This window comes from Pseudoalteromonas sp. McH1-7 (genome assembly GCF_013366255.1).
GTDB classification, from domain to species: domain Bacteria; phylum Pseudomonadota; class Gammaproteobacteria; order Enterobacterales; family Alteromonadaceae; genus Pseudoalteromonas; species Pseudoalteromonas peptidolytica.
In genome coordinates, this window is the sequence record NZ_JABWPQ010000027.1 from 23,086 (window position 1) to 44,543 (window position 21,458).

Consider the following 21,458-nt stretch of genomic DNA (forward strand, 5'->3'; position numbering starts at 1 on the left):
ATCGTTCAGTTCTAAAAGGCGTGCCATGGTAAAAACTTGTGCTTGGACTCGATAGGGTCAATTTAGCGCAGTAAAGGCGGTATTTTTATGACAGGCACTGCAATTTTTAAAATTTAAGACCATCATAACTTTTGACTAGCGTGGTATTACGTCTTTTGAACTTTGGTATTAGTTTGATTAACTTACCTATTAACTCCGAATTTAGGTTAAGTAAATCACCCATTTCTACGCACGGTAAGTGTTATGACTGTGCTACAAGCATTTAATGCTTGCACCATCGAGCGGCGAGGTCTAACGGTAAGAAAAGGCGCAGCGATGCTAACTTAAAATTTGTATAAGGACTTGTTAGTAATAAGAATATTCTTTATTTACTAAACCAATCAACTGGTAAGCATGTGCCCTGCTTGTAAAGGGGTCTAATTGGCTCAGACGGCTAATTTATTCATATTTATTCAGTAAAGTCATGAGTTTGAGCATCTACGTGAAATAAAAACGTCACCTTTTCGCACTAGGGTAGCCACGATGTTTTATCGAGGTATCAAAACCCAATATCAATTTGTTTGAATATTTGCTCAATTTTTCCTCAAAATAGTTCACTTAATTAAGCAAATTGGTATAACTCAACCTGTGCGAGCAAATAATGAAAAAAAATCTACCGACGAGCTTTAAACTTTCAGCTGTTGCAATGATCTGTGCTGGATCTGTGCTTAGCTCAGCAGCAAGCGCTAACACGTTAACTGGCCAAGTTAGCTCCGTATCACAAAAAAGCCACTTTGAAGGGGCGAAAGTATTAATAAAAGAGCTAGAAAGAACGCTTATTTCTGAGCGAGATGGTCGCTTTACAGCAACCAATGTACCGGCTGGCACTTATACACTTGAGATAAGCTATCTAGGCGCGAAGACAGTAACAAAAACCATCACCATTGATGAAAACCAAGTGACTAATGTTCAAGTGCAATTAGGCTCACAGTCGAACCAAATGGATGACATTATTGTTATTGGGCAACGTGCAGGTCAAGCTGGCGCATTAAATAGACAGAAAAATGCTTTATCGTTAAAGTCTATTGTCAGCGCTGATTCGATTGGCCAATTGCCAGATCAAAACGCGGCAGAAGCACTCCAGCGCTTACCTGGGCTGTCCATTCAGCGAGATCAAGGTGAGGGGCGCTTTGTCGCTATCCGTGGTATCGATCCAAACTTGAATAATGTGACCATCAATGGTGCTAATGTACCTTCACCAGAAGCTGGTGTGCGCTCAGTTGCAATGGATGTGATCCCCAGTGAGCTTGTGCAAAGTCTAGAGGTAAGTAAAACTGTGACCCCTGACATGGATGCTTCTGCGGTTGGGGGTAGCATTGAAGTCAAAAGTCTAAGTGCATTTGACCGCGAGCAACAAAGTTATAGTGTCACGCTGCAAGCATCGCATAACCAACAAGTTAGCGAAACTAGCCCTAAAGCCTCCTTCAGCTTTACTGATATTTATACACTGAACAACAACACTGAAGTTGGCGTTGCGACAGCGGTTTCTTGGTTCGAGCGTGAGTTTGGCTCTCATAATATTGAAACCGATGGCGGGTGGAAGACACTTGAGATGGCCGATGTCAATACTGATGAAGAAGTGAGTTTTTTCGGTGCCGAAGAAATGGAACAACGTCATTATCGTATTACTCGGGAGCGTTTAGGGGCGGCATTGAACGTAGACGTCCATCACAAAGGGTTTAATAAATATTACTTGCGTACACTTTACAGTCAGTTTTCTGATGATGAGTTTCGCCAGCGTAATGAGTACAAATTTGACAAAGGTGATGTGTTAGCTGACGAATTAAGTCAAAGTGCAGCGTACTTTCGAGGCGCAGAGATGGACAGAGATACCAAGGACAGATACGAAGAACAAAGTATTTTATCTTTGGTATTAGGTGGAGAAAACCTAATACAAGATTGGTTTATTGAATACAGTTTAGGCTACTCAAAGTCTGAAGAAAGTGAGCCAAATCGTTTAGACACCGCATTTGCTGGAGAGGACTTTACACTTGGTTATGTACTTGATGGCAAGACACCTACTTTAGCCGCAGACGAAGCATCTGGTCAGCTTAATCAATTTGTATTAGATGAAATCGTATGGGAGAACAACTTAAGTGAAGATGAAAATATCAGTTTTAGGCTGGATTTAACCAAAGATTTTGTTTTGCTTGGACATAATGCCCAGTTTAAGTTTGGTGGTAAGTATGCGGATCGTGAAAAATTTAATCGTGTTGATGCAACTTTATACGATGATGGTTTTGGGGCGTTAACAGCGCAAGATTTCAGCGCAGCGGAGCCAGAGTATGATCTTGGTAAATTTGGCCTTGGCCTAAGTCGCAACCAGATCAAAGATTACTTCTTTAGCAAGCGTGATGCGCTTACGATAAATCAACTTGAAACAGATATTGAAACCAAAGGGCGTTCATACACCAGTGAAGAGACTGTGACAGCGTTATATGCCATGTTAACGGTTGATGTTGAAAAGCTGAATGTCATTGCAGGATTTAGGTATGAGGATACAGACTACGCAACCACAGGCAATCGTGTCGAGTTGATAAATGATGAAGTCAGTGACATAGAACGTGTAGCAATAAATCAGTGGCAAGTGGAAGATAGCTATGATCATTTACTTCCGAACTTGACTTTGAGGTATGAGCTAAGTGAACAACTGATCACCCGATTTGCGTATACACAAACCATTGCACGACCCAGCTTTGAAGATGCCGCGGCATTCCAACTTATAGAGACCGAAACTACACAAGAAGATGATGCGATTGAAATTGAACGCAAAGCTGAGGTGGGGAATCCAGACCTAGACCCATACAAGTCGAGTAATTATGATTTTTCTTTGGAGTATTACCCAGGTTCTATTGGGGTGCTATCAGCTGGGGTTTTTCATAAGAGTATTGATAATTTCATTATCAAAGCGCAGGTACAAGATAATGGCAAATGGGAAGGCTACAAAGAAGTTATCCAAAGCATTAACGGCGGTGCAGCTGATTTAACAGGGGTAGAATTAGCCTACACGAAAAACTTCCAAAATGGGTTGATGATCTCGGCAAACGGCACATTAATTGATGCTGACGATAACTTGCCAAATCAATCTGATACCATTGCTAATTTTATGGTTGGCTACGAAAGTAACCTCATTAGTGCTCGTCTAAGTGCATCTTATAAAAGCAAAAGTTTTTTATTTGAAGAAAACAATCAAGCTGTTTATCAAGACGACCATCTGCAACTCGACTTGAGTATGAAGTATTTTTACACCGACAAGACGCAACTATATTTTAATGCAATAAACATCACAGATGAAGCGATGAGTATTTACCAAGGGGATACACGGTATAACTATCAATATGAGACTTACGGTCGTTCATTTGAAATTGGGGTGATAGTGACCTCATTTTAATTATTTTTGGTTAATTTAGAATATGCTGCTGTTGAGTTATCCCTTAAATACCGCAGCCCACTTCCATAGGTAGGAGCGCACCGTGGTAACACGGTGCAATAATAATGAAAATAACCCTTGTTGTTTTACTATTGACGCTAAATAGCACGGCACTGGCCGCAAATAATATTAATTTTTTGGCTTTTGGAGATGGTGGGTACCACCCTGATTATCCCAAGGCTAAACATATTCATTCTCCAAAAACGAAGGCCGAGTTTATCGCGGCTGAAAAAGCGGATTGGCTTGCAGAGCACCGTCCAATTGCAGAGTTTAATCATGCGCCGATTTATGTTTACCCAGGAACAGAAACAGCAACTGAAGCATCAGGTGCCGCAGTGGTTGGCAAAGCGATGGCTGAGTTATGTCAAAACAAACCTTGTGATTTTGCGATTCAGCTCGGTGATAACATTTACCCTGACGGCGCTGCTGCAAACGATGGTAAGGATGATAAGCAGCGTATGGATGATTTAATTTTAGCGCCACTTAGCCCTTTGTTGCTTCAAAATCCTAATTTGGTCGTTTATTCGGCTCTGGGGAATCATGATTGGAAAACCTCTCGCCGTGGTGTCAAATTACAAACACAATGGATGGAAAAGCACGCTAACTTTCATATGGGCAGGAAAGGATACTACAGCTATACCATAGGAGAACAAGGCAATGACGTTGAGTTTTTTGTGTTAGATACTAATATGCTGCTCTCTGGTCAGCATTATTACGAAATTCCTCTAAAGCCTGATGGTAGCGAGCAAGGACTAGCCAGTGCACTTGCTAGTGGTCAAGCTAAGGTTGAAGATATTGAAAGACATGAGCAGCCCGTCAATGGTGAAGATCATAAACAGCTGGCATGGCTTGCAAATGGATTAAAGCACTCCACAGCAAAATGGAAAATTGTGTATGGCCATCACGTGATTTGGTCTGTGGGTGGCACTAAATATGACGAAGCACACGTACTTCGCCGCCTGATTTTACCTGAATTATGCGAATATGCTGATGCCTATATCGCGGGTCACGAGCATGATTTGGAGCTACTAACAGATGACTGCTCACGGGTTTTACCGAATAATAAAAAGCCTAAATTACCACTTATCATTAGTGGTGCAGCCTCAAAAATGCGTGGCACCCATTCTCCGCTTGCTCACTACCAAGCACTACGTTACCCAGAATATGACTTAGTCTGGAACAAAGCTTTTATCTGGGGGTTTGCCCATATCGAGCTTGATAACCACAATGATATTCTTAACGTGGCATTTTATACCACGCCACGCGACTTAAGTGGTCAAGTTGTACCTGAGCAACGTTTTAGTTTTGCACATCGTAGCAACTGATACGTGTCTGTGGGTTTGATTCCAGCTCAAGTTGAACGAAAAGCTAAGGTATTAGCTGGTTAATAATTAGTATAAAGCGTTTGTATCTAAAAGTGAGCTTTTACACAAAGTAAATCGAGGTAAAATGACAGGAGCATGTTGGCGAAATGGGGGCCAACACGCAAAGGTACAGGCACATTTTCGACTCCTATCTGCGAAGAGAGGTCATGGCAAGCCGGTGACATTATTGTATAATTTAGATAAATTTTGATTATCAATATCCAATATGTACAAAAAAGTATCTATAGCGCTGCTCCTTACCCTTTTGTTATTGCTCGTCGTTGCAACGCTAGATACATTTTGGTTTCATCAAGCCGACAAGGCAACAAACACAGGCACAGCAAAATGGCTGACGCCTGAAGCACAGTTAAAACGTATTGCACCTGACCACCCGCTGTTGAGCATTTATGAGCGCGCAAAAACTGAACCTGCAACGGCGCTTAAAGCACTATCAGCTTGGCGTGAAAGTCGTCAATCTTTATCACACATAGAGCAAGTTTATCTGTTGTGGACGCAAAGACGGGCGGCACAAAAGATGGGAGACGATACTAAATTTGCACAGATAAAGCGTGAGATTGACACTTTTGCAGTTACAAACCAGCTAGATTGGTTGGCAGCATGGAGTGCGCAGGAGGATGCCAAGCGAGCGATCAGAGCCGGCGAGTTGGCACAAGCACAACTTGCCATTGAGCACAGTGTTAATCTGGCAAAAAGCGCGCAAGCTGAGCTTTTATTGCTAGAGATTTATAACACGGCTGGTGTTGCATATAATGCGACAAATGATTTGATTAAGGCACAGCAGTATTTTTTACATGGTATAAAGCTGGTGGGGGCATACCCAGAAAGTGACTTTAATGCACTTTTTAATAACAACTTGGGTTTGCTCTATGTGCATTTAGAGCAATGGCAAAATGCGTTATTACATCTTGGCAAAGCACAAGAACTATACGCGCTATCACCAAATAGTAACCCCAATTATATGCTGGTTATTCTGTTAAATCAGTCATTTGCGTATGGTCGTCTTGGCCAACTTAGTGACGCGAGAGAGAAATTCCAACAAGCGCTGACCTTCAAAAATAAACAGACAAGTGAATTCTACAAGGCAATATTACTCAAAAATGAAGCGAGATTACTGTTACTTGAAGGCGATACTAGGCTTGCTATAGCAAAAGCTCAGTTATGTATACAGCTCGCCAAACAGGAAGTACTTGCCAAGCAGCAGGGGATCTGTGCGCTTATTCAAGCACAGGCGCTTTATCAGCAAAATAGCTTAGATGAAGCAGCCATTTTGATTAACCAAGCGACTCAAATATTTACTACGCTGAATCATCAAAGGTGGTTGCTTAGAAGTCAATTTACACGCTCACAAATACTGGAAGGGCTGGGGGAGTCCAGCAATGCACTGAACGTGTTAAAAGCTGCTCATACACAAGAAAAAGCAATGATTATAGGGCAGTTATCTGCATTAAATAGCGCATTAGAAATTCAGCAGATCGCACAAGAAAGAGATCTATTGAGTGCCAAACATCAACTTTCTAAGCTTGAGTTACTCGTAGATAAACAACGCTTAAGGCTCCTTGCTCTGTGGTTGTTTGCTGCCGTGATCATCCTAATTTGGCTTGGAGTAAACACCAGATTGATGCGAAAAGATAACCGCAGATTACATGACTTAAGCTATCGAGACCCATTAACGGGAGCGTCAAATCGCCGTCTTTATCACCAAGAAATACACACTCCCAGTATGCTGGACAAAAAAGCAGAGTATCACTTAGTGATCATCGATCTGGATCATTTTAAGCGTATCAATGATACCTATGGACACGATAAAGGAGACATTGTATTGGCGATAGCAGCCGCTCGCTTACAGCGTTTTGTTCAGCCTCAAGAGCTATTTATACGCTGGGGAGGCGAAGAATTTTTGATGGTGTTAAAGGCCCGAGAAAACATTCAAGATGCTGTTGAAAAAATGGCTTCTGCATTGCGCTCTGAACCTTTTGAATTAGGTGAGCTGCGCATTTCTGTCACCGCATCATTCGGTGTGAGCGCTAGCCGACCAATCGCAAATTTGGATGATGATAGCGCCTTTAAAGCTGCTGACCAATGCCTCTATCGTGCCAAAGAGTTAGGCAGAGATAGGGTTGAAGTACAAACAAAACCATAATGCTTTACTTTTATGAGAGTTGTTCGAACTCTGATATATTATCGCGAGTGCGATAGTGTTGTTGAGTAACATTAGGGTTAATACCAATTAGTCTTAATACTTGCTCAATTTGAAGGCGTAAATCTGACGCTAACAGTGTAAAAAACGTCTTATTTAGAACGACTAAATAGCACCATTTTTACCTTGCCTACACAGATGTAGGTACCTTGGCGATAGCAGGACGCAGTAGCGGAGTTATCGACAAGGTTTTCTCGCCTCAAAATAGACCACTTAATTAAGAAAATTGGTATAACAAGCTCATCTAGCGAATTGGTATTTTTATAAAAAAGGATTGTATTATGTTGTGGCTATTGTTGAGCTTTATATTGTTTTCACCATCAGTTCCTGGTGCGCAGCCCGGTCCAGTTAGAAAGGAAGTGGTTTCTGAATGTGGGGACTATCAATTAAAAATAGTTTCTCTTGAGTTAAATCGTAACATCCCTGAACAATCCATCTTAGATGAGTCAGCGGGTCACTTTGGCAACCCTTATCTGTTGACGCAAGAACTGGTTTATATCTCGAAGGCTGGCGTCACAACACATTCAATATCTAATGTGTGGCCTGAATATGAACGCATAGACCCCACCAGGTATTATTCTGCGACGATCAAGCAATGTACAGACAAACGAGAGGCTATTATTGCCTTTTGGAGCGGAGGTAATTGTAGAGATGTATGTGAAGCGTGGGCTCTGGTGACATTCACAGAGGATGGCACAATAGAAAGCTCCAAAGGTTTGTCTTATCAGGAGTTTAAACTATTTAACTGAGCTGAAAGCTATTTACCTTGTAATCATGCGTTGGTTTTAAAACGCATAGGTTAGCAGTACAAAAATGGTTTGCCTCCATATATTTTTCACAAGGACAATAAAATGTATAACCTCAATACAGTTGAAATAAAATCGTTCGTGCCTGCTAAAAACTTTGCACTTTCTAAGCGATTTTACCAATCTATTGGCTTCGAAATGGCCTCTGAGTTTGAGGGAGTTGCTTATTTTAAATTAGGTATGTGCGCATTTTTACTCCAAGACTTTTATGAGCCAACTCACAGTCAAAACTTCATGATGCACTTGCTCGTCGAGGATGCGCAAAGCTGGTACAAGCACATTTTACAATTAGATTTGGAAGAAAAGTTTAGTGCTCAGATCTCTGAACTTGTTGAACAACCGTGGGGGATGCTTGAATTTTGTGTGACGGATCCAAGTGGAGTACTATGGCGTATTGCCGAGAATAAGTGACACTAGCTTAGCTTTTAACCATGCTTTCTCGCCTCAATATAGTGTGTTTAATTAAAAAAATTGGCTCTACTTATAAAGACTTAGCTTTCATAAATTTGGCGTATTTTTTGCTAAAAACTACAAAGGCGCCGCCATGCGGCAATAAAACACCGATATTGATTTTTAATCAAGGAGCTAGGTTATGTATTTTAATTCGGTAAGTCCAAAGGGTGCATATAACTCGATGTTGAGCACCGGGGCTGAATCATTATCCTCAAAAAAAGCACACGCGACTGAACAGTCCACAGACCTTGTTGGAAAAACTAATCTGATGTTTCAGATAGAAAATAAAGCCATCAACAAGATTTCAACAGAAGCCCTCAATGACATTAAGCAGATCCTAGAAAGAAGTCAGGTGTTACCTGATGTAGCTCAATCAGCCTATTTGAAGCATGGGCAAGCACAGGAAGTTGTGCTTGGTATTACTATCAACGGTGAGCTGAAGGCATATCAAAATCAGCAGGGTTACATAACAAGTAAGAATGAAGCTGGAGAGCTTATCAAACAAGCTAATGGCGATGTAAAGCAGCTGCAACGACTAGTTCAGCAAAAATATGGCGATGGCGCTATGGTTGAGGTTTTTCAAGGTTCAAATCGGCCAACTAATGCCGAAATCTTTGAGCGATACACTGGCCAAAGCTTTCAGAGTTTTGTGGCAGAAGAAATCACTTCACGTCAGCACGCAAGCGATCAAGCGAAGCTGGAGCAAGACCAATATCTGCGTAATAAAATCATGTTTGATCAAGCTCCTCAAGTGGCAGTATTTAAAGTGGAAGGCCAGATAGTGGGTGGTATAGATGAAAATGGCTTTGCTGATATGGGCAGAAAGCTATTGGATATAGCGCAGCAAAAAGGTATTGATAACGCTGAACTTGAGCCTTTGTTTATGATAGATCCCAAGCGCTCCCCCTCGCAGGTAGCCGAACTGTTTACGCAAGCCTTTGGGGCGGATGCTGAAGTTGAATATTTTACACCATCCAATGCGCCCACAAGGGCGCAGATCAGGCAACAAAGTGAACTGTAGTAGCCCACAGTTACGCTTTACGTGCTGTGAGGCTAACGCATATTCACAATGTCAGATTATAGACGGCTTTTAATTACTTCTGACTTTGCAATTAATTTTGTGGAATGTTTGCCCGTTTTTTGATGGATAGTAACAAAGTACTCAATTGGATATTTCATTCTTGATAGCACCATTTGAGGTGCATTTCTGCTCTTATCCAGTGGTGTAGGCCAGCTTACAGAAATACTGCCGTTGGCACTATCAAGTATACAGGGATGTTTTTTACCGCTTTTGGTGCTGGTGACGGCTGTACCATCAACGTTAATAAATAGCACAGAGCAAGTGTATAGGTTGGTTGCTTCATTGAAATTTTCAATGGCGTAATCAAACGAGACAGTAACCGTGTGCTCTCGTTGCTGTATGTTCCCTGTTTCTGACGTTTTTAGATTAGATAGCGAGGCGTTGCTGAGGGGGATAGTAGTGTAGTCTGTTGTTGCACAACCGCTGAGTAAGTATAAAGAGACAAGCATGGTCAATTTTTTCATTATTTTATCCTTAAAATAGAAGTTTTTTATTGAAACATAGCAGCTGGTGCGGTGAGACACTATTAGCAGCACCAGCCTAATATAATATATTCGGTTTTGGTGAAAATTAGCCTTACAAAGTAACTTACTCTAAGGTCAGTCTAGCAGTATAGATACAGATTTAGGTTGATTGTTATCCAATCCGTTGGATAACATAGTAAAAACAGGCATAGATGTCACCTTTTTTTAATGTTGGTGATTACTATCAAATTACGTTCAACTCGCAGGTTATTTATATAATTCGTTGACTCAATGTGGGTTTATACTGCTCAAGGTGAGCCTTAATCTGCATGCGGGTATGCGGTGATTTGTTTTGGCTTAACTTAAAAGCGCCGTGCAGTTGTGTGATCCTGATTTGAAAGAAGTTAATGGCGTTAAAAAGAGACCGTTGTTGTGGTTGTGGTACACTATCAAGCTGCCAATTGCTTCGTGAAAACTGCTCAAAGTGCTGTAATTGGTTTTGCATTAGTGCGTATTTTTCATTGTCTTGGCTGACCAAGGTTAGCTCACCTTCAACAATCACGTTGGCATATAGCCAAGTCGGTAATTTGATGTCGGGAAGCAGCGCAGGCGATAGGTAATGATTCTGACAATGAAAAATGGCTTGGAAGCTATCATCATCTTCACTAAAGAGTGGGTTATCTTTAGTAGCGTGCCCCAGCAAATAGGTTTTATCATCACTTAGGGTGAGTGGTATAAAAACAGAACGAACTTTGTTTGCTTGGATCACGTTAATCGTTGCAAGGGGGTTCATCGCGATGAGTGCATATAGTGTTTCTTGGTTGTTTTCGGTGTAATACTTTCTTGGATAGCTCATAGCTTTGCCTCTAAATTCATTTTTACGTCTGACCACATTTCATCAGTAATAGAAAAGCGTGCGGTGTTACGATAGTTGCCATTGGGTAAGCGCCTATCTTTGAGAGATATACCTTCAAACTGTGCGCCCAATCTTGTGATGGCATCACGAGATTTTTGATTTTGTTCATGAGTTTGGAACTGCACCCGGACTAATCCAATTGCTTCAAATGCGTACTTTAAAAGCAAGTACTTGGCGTGGGTATTTATATGAGTGCGCTGAAACTGAGTGGCAACGAAGGTATGGCCAATTTCTGCGCTTAGGTTTAACTTATCGACTCTAAAAAGCCGAGTATTACCTGCTACTTTACCTGATGCTTTGTCTATGATTGCTACCACTAATTGTTCGCTTTCATCAAATTGAGCAGAACCATAAAACCATTGCTCTATAGTGCGTTGATCTCGACAGTAGTTAGTAAATACCCACTTCCAAAGCTCACTATCTTTACCGCAGCGTAGTAATTCAGGAAGGTGTTCACTCGCCAGTGGAACCAATCTTATCCGGCTAGATTCTAAGGTTTGTTTTGATAGCATTATAATTGCACCTCTTGTGTTTTACTGCTTGCATAATGCGCTGTTTTTGGTTGATATAAAACAACCAGAATTTACAATTTAAATAGACCAGTTTGTGATTTCGATAGACACTAACTCTCATCAGTCAGAGGCAAAACATAAAAAGCTTGCTAATCAATTACGGAGCATGATCAAGCAAGGTAAATTAAAGCCAAGTGATAAGCTTCCTTCTGCACGTAAACTTGCGCAACTTCACGGAATGAACCGCCACACTGTGATGTCCGCCTTACAAAATTTGGTGGCTGAAGGGTGGCTAGTCGTAAAGGAAAGAAGTGGGTATTGGGTAAATGCTCAACTGCCAATATCAAGTAGTGAGCAGGTGAGCACGGCATTGTCGCCAAATGTTGTAGTCGCGCCAAGGTTTGCTGCTGTTCTTAACCCTCCTAAAGACAGCGAGCGCAGTGGTTTTCGCTATAATTTCGCAGGAGGCTTGCCTGACTTGAGTGCATTTCCATATGATGAGTTTAAGCGTTACTTAGTGAAGGCATGTCGTAAGAGTAATATTGAGCACTTCCATTACGCAGGTGGTGCAGGTTGTGGGTTATTAAAAGTCCAAATCCAAACGTACCTGCGCCGAGCCCGGGGTCTTATTTGTGACGATTTATTGGTGTGTAATGGTGCTCAAGAGGCACTATCGTTGGTTGCCAGTGCGTTTATCAATAAAGGCGATGGAGTGGCAATTGAAATGCTGGGCTACCCTCCCGCAAGACATGCTTTTAAAAGTATCGGTGCTAATATTTTTGCGCTGGCACAGGATGATGAAGGGGTCAAAGTTGAGGCTCTAGCGCGTTGTTTGCGGCAAAATAATATTAAATTGCTGTACTTGACACCGCTGCATCAATATCCGACAACGGTTACGTTATCTGTACCACGGCGGATGGCAATTTATCAGCTATGTCAACAGTACGGCGTGTTCATCATTGAAGATGATTATGATCATGAATTTCATTATTTGTGTCCACCGCTTCAGCCGATGGCAGCAAATGACCCCAGTGGCATTGTGATTTATATTTCTAGCTTTTCTAAAATCATGTTTGCAGGCGCAAGAGTCGGATATTTGAGTGCTCGGGCTGATGTGTTAGCGCAGCTTGTGGCTCGAAAGCAATTGTTGAATCATAAGAATGACGCGCTAACTCAATTGGCAGTGGCTTACTGGATGGAAGAGGGCGGGTTTGAGCGGCATATGAGACGCATGACTAAAGCGTATCAGACGCGTCATCAAGCCATGAATACACATTTAAGTGAACTTAAGGAGCGTTTAAATATTGATTTTATTGTCCCCCAAGGTGGTATGGCATATTGGGTGGATAGCAAACGTGATGTTTCTGAGTTGTCTCGTTTGGCGAAAAAGCAGGATATTTATGTGCAATGTGAACCAGAATTTTCACTTGATAAAGGAAGTCGGTTTAGCCATATACGCTTGGGTTTTGCAGCACAAGCCATTGAGCAGCAACGTACTGGGCTTGACGAGTTATTTGAGTTAGTGGAAAGGGTTTGCTGAATTTTGATATTGAGCCACAAAGTATCCAGAGCTAAGGTGCTCGATGTCTCGCCGAGAATATGATTTTTATTCGAAAAACTTAGCATTAACAGTTTGACGCTCGTAATTTGATGTAATGCCATGTAATAGCGCTATATTTTTTTTGCTTTTAATATTGTTTTTACATACTTGTAACGCATATAAGCAGCGCATATGAAAAACCTGATACTACCGATTTTAGGTGTGGTTATGACCGCCTCATGTACTTCAGTAGAACACTCACATGAGAGCCACACAGCGGATCACCCAAACCATAGTGAGCAGCACAAAGTATTCGAACCGAATTACTTTGATCTACGAGATTATAACCCCGTTAACATAACACCCGAGTTTATATCAGCAGCCCATACCCAAGGGATAAATAGCTGCGACTATCAATATATTGCGCCAGAACTGGATAAGTTTGTAGCGCCTGCCGTCATCCAATCAAAAGGTGGCTCACTTAACTTTACTTTAGCGGTACAGTATCACGAGCGAGAGATAGCAGGGTGTAATACGTGGTTAAGAAACTATGCGTATAAACAAGATGGCCAAAAAGAATTTAAACCTGCACCAGTTGGACCGACGCTTAAAGTTGCTCCGGGAGATGTATTGCGTTTCACGCTTGAAAATCGCTTACCGAGCTGTGAACTTGCACCTGATTATTTATGCTCAGGAAAAGGTCATGCGGGTCATCACTCAAATGCCATGCTATCAGATGAAGAAGCCAATCACATCAACACCCCGCATAACTTTAATGTCACTAATTTCCATACCCATGGCTTATGGGTATCACCGAGCGAGCGAAGTGACAACGTATTACTTGAGATCCAGCCAGGTCAAGGGTTTGAATATGAAGTGAGAATACCTGAATCTCATCCTCAGGGAACATTCTGGTATCACGCCCATGTTCACGGCTCTACAGCATTACAAGTTTCTAGTGGTATGGCAGGTGCCATTATTATTGAAGGCGGTAACCCTAAAAAAGATATTGGTACTCAAGCTCAGATCAAAGATAAAACAGATCAGCTGTTTGTGCTTCAGCAGGTTGCCTATGACTGTAATGGTACCATTGAATATTATGAAGCCGATGAACGACCTGAGTACGTTAAGGATTGTAAAGCGGACGATAAAGCACTCAATATTTTTGGCCCTGGAGACTGGCAAAAAACCAAACGAAGAACACTGATTAATGGTCAGGTTGTACCAAAAATTGAGATGCGACCAAATGAAATTCAGCGCTGGCGCTTTATCCATGCAGGTGTACGAGAAACGATAAAGTTGTCTGTGATCGATAAGCCTGAATGGCAAAACAATATGAACCCAGTTCCACTGGGCTTTTTGAACCAAATATCGGTTGATGGTCTCAATACTGGCCGCATCGATAGATGGCAATTAGACGGTCAAAAGACTGAAATTGAAGCACTTCAACCTGGTTATCGTGCTGACTACCTGTATCAAGCACCGAGTAAAGCGGGGGTGTACTGGCTAGTGGATTTAGACTCTGCACCGCAAAAATCTTTGCAGGGTGTACCAGAAGACACCGCTGAGTTACTACAAATAGTAGTAAAAGGTGAACCTGTTGCCAGCAAAGATGCGGTGTTACCAACCAGTGCTGAGCTAATATCTTACCGTGCTCATGATGCACCAACCCAAGGTGAAATCGCCGCGATGGATAAGAGCGAAAATAAAGAAAGCATGATGTTTTATCTGGGATCTCGCGTGTCAGTCAATGCAGCGATAGCAACGGCAAAACAAGAGAAAAAAGACTTTAATTGTCAGAACATTTGGAATGAAGATATTAATAATGGGGTGCTTTTAGATAACCATCATCTCAGTGATAAAGAGAAAGGCAAAGACACTATTTTCTCTGTAGATGGTAAACCTTATGGTCAAATTGAAACTCGAGAATTGACACTGGGCACATGGCAAAGATGGGACTTATGTACTCGAGGGCTTGCTCCAATGCACCCGTTTCATATTCATGTGAACCCTTTTTATGCTCCAAGAGTTGGGCCTGATGGGAAAGAGCAATGGGTGTGGCGAGATACTTTAGCGATAGAAAAAGGCGCAGATAAGCCTAAAACTGACGAAAATGGCGTCAATTTATCAGGCTCAGCACCGCATACTGTGGTTTATAGCAAGTATCGCTATCCGGAGTCACTGCCAGGTTTTAACGGCAATGTAAAACAACAATACACCGGTGAATTTGTACTACATTGCCATATTCTGGATCATGAAGATCAAGGCATGATGCAAAAAGTGAAGTTAATAGAGAGCAAGTAATACTCGTTAAGGAAAATGAAGATGAAAAGTAATACATTAAGCTCATTGGCGTTAGCGACTCTGGCGGCTTTTACTGGGGGCTGTAAGTTAACTTCACCTCCAAGTGAGCCGCCACGCCATGATGAAGTGCTAACCAGAAAAAACATCGATGCCTTGACGGATAATGAGCTAAAGACCTATGAGCACGCTATTGCCAGAATGAAGCAAAAGAGTCGTGACAATATTTACGATCCTCAAGGCTTTTTGTGGCAAGCTTGGGTGCATAATTGCCCTACCGTGTGGCAACCTAAGAACCAAGGTGTAGTGCCATTAGCAGCATTGAGCACGCAACAGGACTGGATTGGTAATAGTAATGAGTTTTTGCAATATTGTGACTTTAGACCCTTGCTGAAAAGCAAACTAGGGCTGGGTGATGATGATTTTGTGAAAGTACATCCTGGTCAGTGTGAACATGCCAAAGATACATTTTTGCATTGGCATCGGGCGGAGTTTTACTTCTTTGAAAAGGCATTACAAAATGCTGATCCCGAAGGCAAATTTGGCCCAAGCACTAAGAATGTAACAGTCCCTTTTTGGAACTTTACCAAAGCACCGACTGGCCAGCGCTACCCTAAGGCATTTGAGAATACACATTCACCCTTGTATTCAATTCATCGAAACATGAAGCCAGCGCTGAGCCCTAGTAACAATAGACGTAGTTCGACGGTCTCTGATCCCAATTTCTGTGGCTTCAATCGCTCAGGCTCGACAACGGACAAACCACTTAGTTGTGGTTATACCTCACCCTATCTTCTAGCATACCAAATCCACTTTAATAATTGGCGTGAGTTTGGTGGCTCTCCTTATAACCGCGCTGGTAATTTTGGCGCGTTTGAAGCGCAAATTCATAATCCAATGCACGCCATTTATGCTGGATGTGAAGGACAGTCAAATCGACCAGTTTGCTTTATGGAAGATAATAGCCAAGCAGGGTTTGATCCGGTTTTCTATTCGTTTCATGCTTTTATCGACTTTGCGTACGATCAATGGCTGCAAACAAATGCTGCTAAATGTGTAAATAATAACGAATATTGTGTCACTGGTGGGCGTATGTTCATGCGCGGCACACAAAGTGACTCATTACCTGTACCACAAGGTTTTAGTGAAGGAAAAACCAAGCCTGTTGAAGGACGGTTTGCCAATATGGGCCGTGCAGAGTTGTACTTTGATAGTGAGAAAGTTGGCTATAACTATGCGGATCCGAGCAAGGAGTTTATAGATGGTGAAGTTATCGCGCAGCTGATTAAAAAGCATCGCGATGCTGGCTTTGACTTCTATCTTCAAGATGGCACTACACGTCAATCCATTGATACGACTGCGTCATTATTCAGTGAGTTATTAAGCTATGGCGCACATGCGCCCGCGTCGCGCGTAACTGAGTCGCAAATCAAAACAAGCAAGCTGATATTACCTGAGGCTAATCTTACGACGATTAATACGGCGCAGTTAAAGATTGTTCGCAAGCCAATGGACATTGAAGACTACAGCTTTCAAGCTGACATTTATTTGGTTCCAGCAAGCGTCAAAGTAACGCCAGAGGTGATTAAAAATGATGACTTTAGGGCGAGCCACTTAGCGGTCAGTACGGCGTATTGGGCACTAGGTGATCATAGTGCCCACGATGGTCATGGCGGACACAGTGAACATATGAGTAAAGCCTCATCAGTCTCTTTAGATCAAGAGTTAGTACATCTAATCGGGGCCATCCTGCGTGGTAAAAATAAAGCCAAACCATGGCAATTGGTACTGGTAGTAAGCGGTCATGAAGCTGCAACTGCTGACCACTTTGAACCATTAAAAATTGAGTTTAAATAAGGGGGAATGGACATGGCTCAAGTGACTTTTGATCAAGTCAAAAATAATTTTGCCAGTGCAACCAATTGCATGAGAAACATCCAAGTTTCGGATGATGATGGCACAGAGTTTTTAGACTTGTCTGATTATGATGTTGTGGTGCGGTTTGCCTCACAAATACAAGTAGCAATTCATGGTCACGACTTGGACAAAACTAAAGCGGCAGATACCACCGAATACCTTTCACAAATAATAGATGCGCGAAATGTATTAGCCCAATTACGAGCGCTGCGTACTACTGAGACCTATGTATTATCTAATAATATTGAGGGCTTCAATGTGAACTTTGAGAGTCGTCTCATTGATATCATAGATAGTATTCATAAATTAGAGGCGATTGTGGAAGGTATTGAAGGGGCTGTCGAAGCCAGTGTCGAACAAGCCATTATTCACGTAAATGCAGCCCATGCCATGCCACCGTCGGGTCGCCTGAGTCGAAATAAAATTGCAGATTTTGATAGTTGGATTTCGACAGGAATGCAAAAGTAAGCGGAACTAGAAGCCAAAGCTAATCTCAATTTCAACGCTGGCGCGTAGCAAAGTTAAATTGGAAAAGGCAAAAGCGTAGCCTGCTTGGTTAAATCAAGCTAAAGTTTTGATTATTAATGTTTTTATAGCATTTGGTGTTAGCGCGAACTGAATTGAATTCACTTCTAATCCCAGCTATTGGAAGTGAATTCGGTTTGCCTACATGATGTAGGTACCTCGGCGTGAGCAGAAGCGGTGTTTTCGCCAAAACTCTCTGGCTAGAGCAGCAATAATTCAGTGTGACTTTAAAAACCAGAGTTAGCGCATTCCTTTTCCTTATCTAAACCTCAGGTTAAATCAGTAAAATTAGGTAGCTAATATGAAGAAGGTTGGTATTTTTATTGCTCTCGGTGCGCTTCAAGGGTGTGCCAATACCCACACAGCGGCAACAGCAGAGCCACAGTCATACTGTATCGGCAGTACTGCGGTGCAAAGTGAATTTAGCGATAAATTTTTGCCAATCCAAGACGACGCTTTACTTTCCAAGGCGATAGGAGCGCCATTGCAAGGCAAATTGTGTCAAGGCGCCGTTTATCAAAGCACGCAAGACATTGTTGTGTATAGAGCGTGGAACAGCACCAATCCAAAAAGCCAGTTTGGTCAATGGTGGTCATTTTCACGTCCATCAGGCCTCACAGCTGACTATCGCAAAGATTTTGAGATTTGCTACCAGTGGTCACCTCTGGATAAGTTGGCAAAATGCACGTTAAAGGCTGGAACCAAAGTCGTGGTTGGCAATGGCCAAAGTGCAAAATGTTCGGAATATCTCAGTTATCCTGTTTCTGAGTCTCAGCAACTTTTTATTGTAGAAGCGCAAGACGCTATGCAGTATTGTGAAACCTACGATAGTGTGATGCGCTGGGAGTAATGCAGAGCGGTCATAATCCTAGTACGGCTAATTTACGCACAAAAAGTGAGAGTGCAGGTAAGCCCTCTTACTTTATGTTGCTGCAAAGCGAAAGTACTCGTTACGAGCGAGCCAGCTTCTTGAGTGCGGATTTCGCTTCGCGTTTGAGTTTGTTGCTTGGCGTTTCCCGTATTACCGCTTGTAGCCATTGCCGGGCAATTTCACCATTGTTTTGCTGTATGGCGATGGTTGCTAACTTAAATTTAACCTGACTCTTATCAGGCATATCATGACTAGGGGTCATGTTATTTAGGTATTGCTCTAACGCTTTTTGGCCTTCATCATAGTGCGCTTCAAGTTGCAGACTAACAGTCCCTATCAACACTAACGACAAGGCTTTGTATTTTTGTTGTGTTTTGGTTTGTGCTTTTATCTCGGTGGCTTGACGTAAATATGATAAGGCAAGTTGTGGCTTGTCTAATTCGTAGTACAGTGCACCTAAAGTATGATAAAGCGCAGGCTCTAGAGGGTATTGCTGTACTCCTTGTTCAAGTTCATAAGTAAACTTTGCTTGCTCGTCTAACCTTGCATACAGCCATAGCCGTGTTAATAGAGCAGAGAAAGCGTCTGTTTTTTCTAGTTTTTCAATGTGTCTTTTAGCTTCTTGTTTATCACCGCCAAACATCGACGGGGCATTAATGTAAAACTTGATGAGAGCGCTACGATAATCGGCGTGCTCTGGTGCAAGCTCAACAGCTTTGATAAGAGATTGCTTGAGGGATTTGATATGTCCTGCAACACTAAAAATACTGGCTTGTTCAGCGATTTTTGCCACCACTTGAGAGTGGGCAAAATAAAGTTCTGGCACTGTTGGGTAAAGATTGAGTGCCTCTTCGATTTGCTGTCGCGCCGCTTTATAATCATCGCGCCTCATGGCAATGTGGGCAAGCAGCAATGGTTTTTTATAACTTGAGGCCGGTTGCTCGATTAACAATGACTGAGCAAGGTGCAGGTTTCCTTCATCAAACGCTTGTTGACTGAGTTCAAGGTTAGCATGGGTAAGTGTGCTATGGGCGAATAACATAAATAGTAATATAGCGTGAATATACATAGTTTTATTCCTTAAATTCAACAATATGTAATGGCTGCGAGTTTATGAAAGTGTTTTTTGCACAGAAAGGGTGAGTGGATTAGGCCACCTAATGGCTGTCCATGCGATGTATAAAAGTAAAGTGAGCTGAATGGTTGCCAAGAAAACATAAAATGGCTCAGTTTCAACGCCTGCGAGTATAAATACAAAGGTTAATGGGGCGGCAATCAGATTACATACTCGGTTCCATGGATAGTTAAGAAACTGAGATAGAAAAATCATGGCGATTGGGATCTCTATTAATATTGCAGAAATCAGTAGTAACGGTTGTGATAGCTTAACATCGCCAGAGTAGCCGGCCATGAGTGAGTCAATCACACCTGGTGTGATAAACGCTGATACAAAAGCAAGAATGTCAGCGTATGCCATATTGAGCATGACTAAAAGCCATAGTGTTGCTAGTTTAATTCGTATTTTTGGGTCTTGTTTGTATTCATCTGCTGGTGTTGAATGTGTCATACCAATTCCTCAAGTCGTATGAAGTACCCATTTAGGTTACTTTTTTTGTTTCGTGGTTGCTTACAGAACCATTTGAGGATAAGTGTTATGTACGAATGGGTCGTCCATGCGTAAAGGCACGGACATAAAAGTGCCAAAATAAAATTTAAAAGTATTAAAAACAAAGGACTATATAAGTCTGTTTATAACATTTCAGGGGTGAAAAGTGACAGATCCGATAGTGATGGTGTTAAGCGCAATGCTTGTTGGTCAAATTGTGTTAAGTGTGCCAGTATTGCTGAGTCATCAACGAGCTCGGACTTTTCGCTTACCTTTAGTACTATTTTTGTCAGCTTGTGGTGTGCTGGCGATGAACACCTTAGTGCAGACGTTTTTACCGACGTGGTATCAAGCCTACACAGTTTTTGGGTTTGTCATGCTATTTGTATTGTGCCCCGCAATGAGGTTATATATTGAAGGGATCACAACGGTAGACAGCTGGACGTTGCATCGCTCACAATTGCGCGCATTTTTGTTGTTATGGCCCGCGATGCTCGTTGCTGCGATGATGGCCGTGCTTCCACCAGAGCAACACCATGCACTTTTCGTTAAAAATGAAGAGCCAAGTGCACGCTTCTCTATTTTATTAGCGGTCTCGATGTTGTTACTTATATGTATGTGGTTAATTGAATGTGCATATACGCTTATTATCATCACAAAGCGGCTGTTTGTATTTAATGCACATATCAAAGGCTACTATTCCAACCTAGACAACCATCACTTTTATGCTGCTAAGCGCTTAGTCTTTGCGTTGATCTGTATTTGGATATTTGTACTATTTACTACGTTTTTATCTAATTTATTGGGTCAGGCCATACTGACACTGAGACTTGAGGTGTTTACAGCATTGGTATTGATCTGGTGTGTGACATTTTTTGCGATGCAACAAAAGCAACGGCTACTTTTGCCTTTGGAGTTTCAAGCTGCGGGCACCTTGCAAGGAACCGATGGAACCATAGTAAACGAATTGGACAATAAAAAATACGCTAAATCTGCACTTGGGGCTGCTCAGTCAAAACGCATTGTGAGCAAAATAAACGAGGCTATGCAAGATCAGGCATTATTTTTAGATCCCAACCTGACATTACAAAAGTTGGCGCAAGCCACGGGGGTGTCTCCAAATTATCTTTCCCAGACACTAAACGAGACCTTAGGAGTTAGCTTTTTTGATTTTGTTAATCAATGGCGCATAGAAGCGTCAAAGTCACATTTGCTATCAAGTAAGTCATCAGTGCTTAATATTGCGCTTGAAGTAGGGTTTAATGCCCGCTCGTCATTTTACAAAGCATTTAAAAAAGAAACGGGTATGACCCCAAAGGCTTTTAGACAAAAAAACACTGAACACAGACGCGTATAATACCGGTGGAGGTGGTATCCAAAGCTCCCGCTAGTAACCAGAAGCTTTGAAACAGAAT

General features: G+C 42.0%; 17 protein-coding genes. 12 read left to right on the forward strand and 5 right to left on the reverse strand.

Annotated elements, in window-relative coordinates; genetic code table 11:
* The first annotated feature begins 640 nt into the window (after positions 1–640).
* The 6 genes from HUZ36_RS17635 to HUZ36_RS17660 all read left to right on the forward strand — a co-directional run bounded on the left by HUZ36_RS17635 (position 641) and on the right by HUZ36_RS17660 (position 9,331).
* On the forward strand, positions 641–3,430 hold the full coding sequence (locus HUZ36_RS17635; protein WP_176033551.1) for a TonB-dependent receptor: 2,790 nt from the start codon (positions 641–643) through the stop codon (positions 3,428–3,430).
* Positions 3,431–3,534: 104 nt separating this feature from the next.
* Positions 3,535–4,794: a metallophosphoesterase gene (locus tag HUZ36_RS17640; RefSeq protein WP_147390742.1), complete on the forward strand. Its 1,260-nt coding sequence runs from the start codon at positions 3,535–3,537 to the stop codon at positions 4,792–4,794.
* 265 nt (positions 4,795–5,059) lie between these two features.
* On the forward strand, positions 5,060–6,994 hold the full coding sequence (locus HUZ36_RS17645; RefSeq protein WP_176033552.1) for a tetratricopeptide repeat-containing diguanylate cyclase: 1,935 nt from the start codon (positions 5,060–5,062) through the stop codon (positions 6,992–6,994).
* A 338-nt stretch (positions 6,995–7,332) separates the two neighbouring features.
* Positions 7,333–7,800 (forward strand): hypothetical protein, encoded by a 468-nt coding sequence (locus HUZ36_RS17650; RefSeq protein ID WP_176033553.1) that lies wholly within the window; start codon positions 7,333–7,335, stop codon positions 7,798–7,800.
* Positions 7,801–7,902: 102 nt separating this feature from the next.
* A complete protein-coding gene (locus tag HUZ36_RS17655; RefSeq protein WP_176033554.1) occupies positions 7,903–8,268 on the forward strand; it encodes a VOC family protein in 366 nt (121 codons plus the stop codon).
* A 181-nt stretch (positions 8,269–8,449) separates the two neighbouring features.
* Positions 8,450–9,331, forward strand: a complete 882-nt coding sequence (locus HUZ36_RS17660) for a hypothetical protein (protein WP_147391131.1) — start codon at positions 8,450–8,452, stop codon at positions 9,329–9,331.
* Positions 9,332–9,387: 56 nt separating this feature from the next.
* Here HUZ36_RS17660 and HUZ36_RS17665 read toward each other — a convergent pair whose 3' ends face one another.
* From HUZ36_RS17665 to HUZ36_RS17675, 3 genes are all read right to left on the reverse strand, one after another.
* Positions 9,388–9,855, reverse strand: a complete 468-nt coding sequence (locus HUZ36_RS17665; protein WP_176033555.1) for a hypothetical protein — start codon at positions 9,853–9,855, stop codon at positions 9,388–9,390.
* 271 nt (positions 9,856–10,126) lie between these two features.
* A complete protein-coding gene (locus tag HUZ36_RS17670; protein ID WP_128731725.1) occupies positions 10,127–10,711 on the reverse strand; it encodes an FMN-binding negative transcriptional regulator in 585 nt (194 codons plus the stop codon).
* A complete protein-coding gene (locus HUZ36_RS17675) occupies positions 10,708–11,283 on the reverse strand; it encodes a GNAT family N-acetyltransferase (protein ID WP_128731724.1) in 576 nt (191 codons plus the stop codon). Before HUZ36_RS17675 ends, HUZ36_RS17670 begins: the two co-directional genes overlap by 4 nt.
* A gap of 94 nt (positions 11,284–11,377) precedes the next feature.
* Between HUZ36_RS17675 and pdxR the strand changes: the two genes are divergently transcribed.
* From pdxR to HUZ36_RS17700, 5 genes are all read left to right on the forward strand, one after another.
* Positions 11,378–12,823, forward strand: coding sequence for a MocR-like pyridoxine biosynthesis transcription factor PdxR (gene pdxR, locus HUZ36_RS17680; protein WP_368659804.1), 1,446 nt, complete (start codon positions 11,378–11,380; stop codon positions 12,821–12,823).
* 192 nt (positions 12,824–13,015) lie between these two features.
* Complete coding sequence (locus tag HUZ36_RS17685) at positions 13,016–15,127, forward strand: multicopper oxidase family protein (RefSeq protein ID WP_176033556.1); 2,112 nt, start codon at positions 13,016–13,018, stop codon at positions 15,125–15,127.
* A 21-nt stretch (positions 15,128–15,148) separates the two neighbouring features.
* A complete protein-coding gene (locus HUZ36_RS17690) occupies positions 15,149–16,981 on the forward strand; it encodes a tyrosinase family protein (RefSeq protein WP_176033557.1) in 1,833 nt (610 codons plus the stop codon).
* Positions 16,982–16,993: 12 nt separating this feature from the next.
* A complete protein-coding gene (locus HUZ36_RS17695) occupies positions 16,994–17,509 on the forward strand; it encodes a hypothetical protein (protein ID WP_176033558.1) in 516 nt (171 codons plus the stop codon).
* A gap of 358 nt (positions 17,510–17,867) precedes the next feature.
* Positions 17,868–18,416: a hypothetical protein gene (locus HUZ36_RS17700; protein WP_176033559.1), complete on the forward strand. Its 549-nt coding sequence runs from the start codon at positions 17,868–17,870 to the stop codon at positions 18,414–18,416.
* 100 nt (positions 18,417–18,516) lie between these two features.
* On the opposite strand, the gene HUZ36_RS17705 is transcribed toward HUZ36_RS17700, so the two are convergent.
* Together HUZ36_RS17705 and HUZ36_RS17710 are read right to left on the reverse strand one after the other, a co-directional pair.
* Positions 18,517–19,506 carry a tetratricopeptide repeat protein gene (locus HUZ36_RS17705; RefSeq protein WP_176033560.1) on the reverse strand — a complete coding sequence of 330 codons (990 nt, stop codon included), beginning with the start codon at positions 19,504–19,506 and terminating at the stop codon, positions 18,517–18,519.
* 42 nt (positions 19,507–19,548) lie between these two features.
* Positions 19,549–20,004 (reverse strand): DUF6326 family protein, encoded by a 456-nt coding sequence (locus HUZ36_RS17710; RefSeq protein ID WP_176033561.1) that lies wholly within the window; start codon positions 20,002–20,004, stop codon positions 19,549–19,551.
* Positions 20,005–20,209: 205 nt separating this feature from the next.
* Here HUZ36_RS17710 and HUZ36_RS21990 point away from each other — a divergent pair, with 205 nt between their 5' ends.
* Positions 20,210–21,400 (forward strand): helix-turn-helix domain-containing protein, encoded by a 1,191-nt coding sequence (locus HUZ36_RS21990; RefSeq protein WP_176033562.1) that lies wholly within the window; start codon positions 20,210–20,212, stop codon positions 21,398–21,400.
* The last annotated feature ends 58 nt before the right edge of the window (positions 21,401–21,458 follow it).

Bases quoted from the DNA above. Each gene is read 5' to 3' on its own strand.
- HUZ36_RS17640 (WP_147390742.1), top strand. From the start codon at position 3,535: ATGAAAATAACCCTTGTTGTTTTACTATTGACGCTAAATAGCACGGCA.
- HUZ36_RS17635 (WP_176033551.1), top strand. From the start codon at position 641: ATGAAAAAAAATCTACCGACGAGCTTTAAACTTTCAGCTGTTGCAATG.
- HUZ36_RS17690 (WP_176033557.1), top strand. From the start codon at position 15,149: ATGAAAAGTAATACATTAAGCTCATTGGCGTTAGCGACTCTGGCGGCT.
- HUZ36_RS17710 (WP_176033561.1), bottom strand. From the start codon at position 20,004: ATGACACATTCAACACCAGCAGATGAATACAAACAAGACCCAAAAATA.
- HUZ36_RS17650 (WP_176033553.1), top strand. From the start codon at position 7,333: ATGTTGTGGCTATTGTTGAGCTTTATATTGTTTTCACCATCAGTTCCT.
- HUZ36_RS17645 (WP_176033552.1), top strand. From the start codon at position 5,060: ATGTACAAAAAAGTATCTATAGCGCTGCTCCTTACCCTTTTGTTATTG.
- HUZ36_RS17660 (WP_147391131.1), top strand. From the start codon at position 8,450: ATGTATTTTAATTCGGTAAGTCCAAAGGGTGCATATAACTCGATGTTG.
- HUZ36_RS17675 (WP_128731724.1), bottom strand. From the start codon at position 11,283: ATGCTATCAAAACAAACCTTAGAATCTAGCCGGATAAGATTGGTTCCA.
- HUZ36_RS17695 (WP_176033558.1), top strand. From the start codon at position 16,994: ATGGCTCAAGTGACTTTTGATCAAGTCAAAAATAATTTTGCCAGTGCA.
- HUZ36_RS17685 (WP_176033556.1), top strand. From the start codon at position 13,016: ATGAAAAACCTGATACTACCGATTTTAGGTGTGGTTATGACCGCCTCA.
- HUZ36_RS17700 (WP_176033559.1), top strand. From the start codon at position 17,868: ATGAAGAAGGTTGGTATTTTTATTGCTCTCGGTGCGCTTCAAGGGTGT.
- HUZ36_RS17665 (WP_176033555.1), bottom strand. From the start codon at position 9,855: ATGAAAAAATTGACCATGCTTGTCTCTTTATACTTACTCAGCGGTTGT.
- HUZ36_RS17655 (WP_176033554.1), top strand. From the start codon at position 7,903: ATGTATAACCTCAATACAGTTGAAATAAAATCGTTCGTGCCTGCTAAA.
- HUZ36_RS17705 (WP_176033560.1), bottom strand. From the start codon at position 19,506: ATGTATATTCACGCTATATTACTATTTATGTTATTCGCCCATAGCACA.
- HUZ36_RS17670 (WP_128731725.1), bottom strand. From the start codon at position 10,711: ATGAGCTATCCAAGAAAGTATTACACCGAAAACAACCAAGAAACACTA.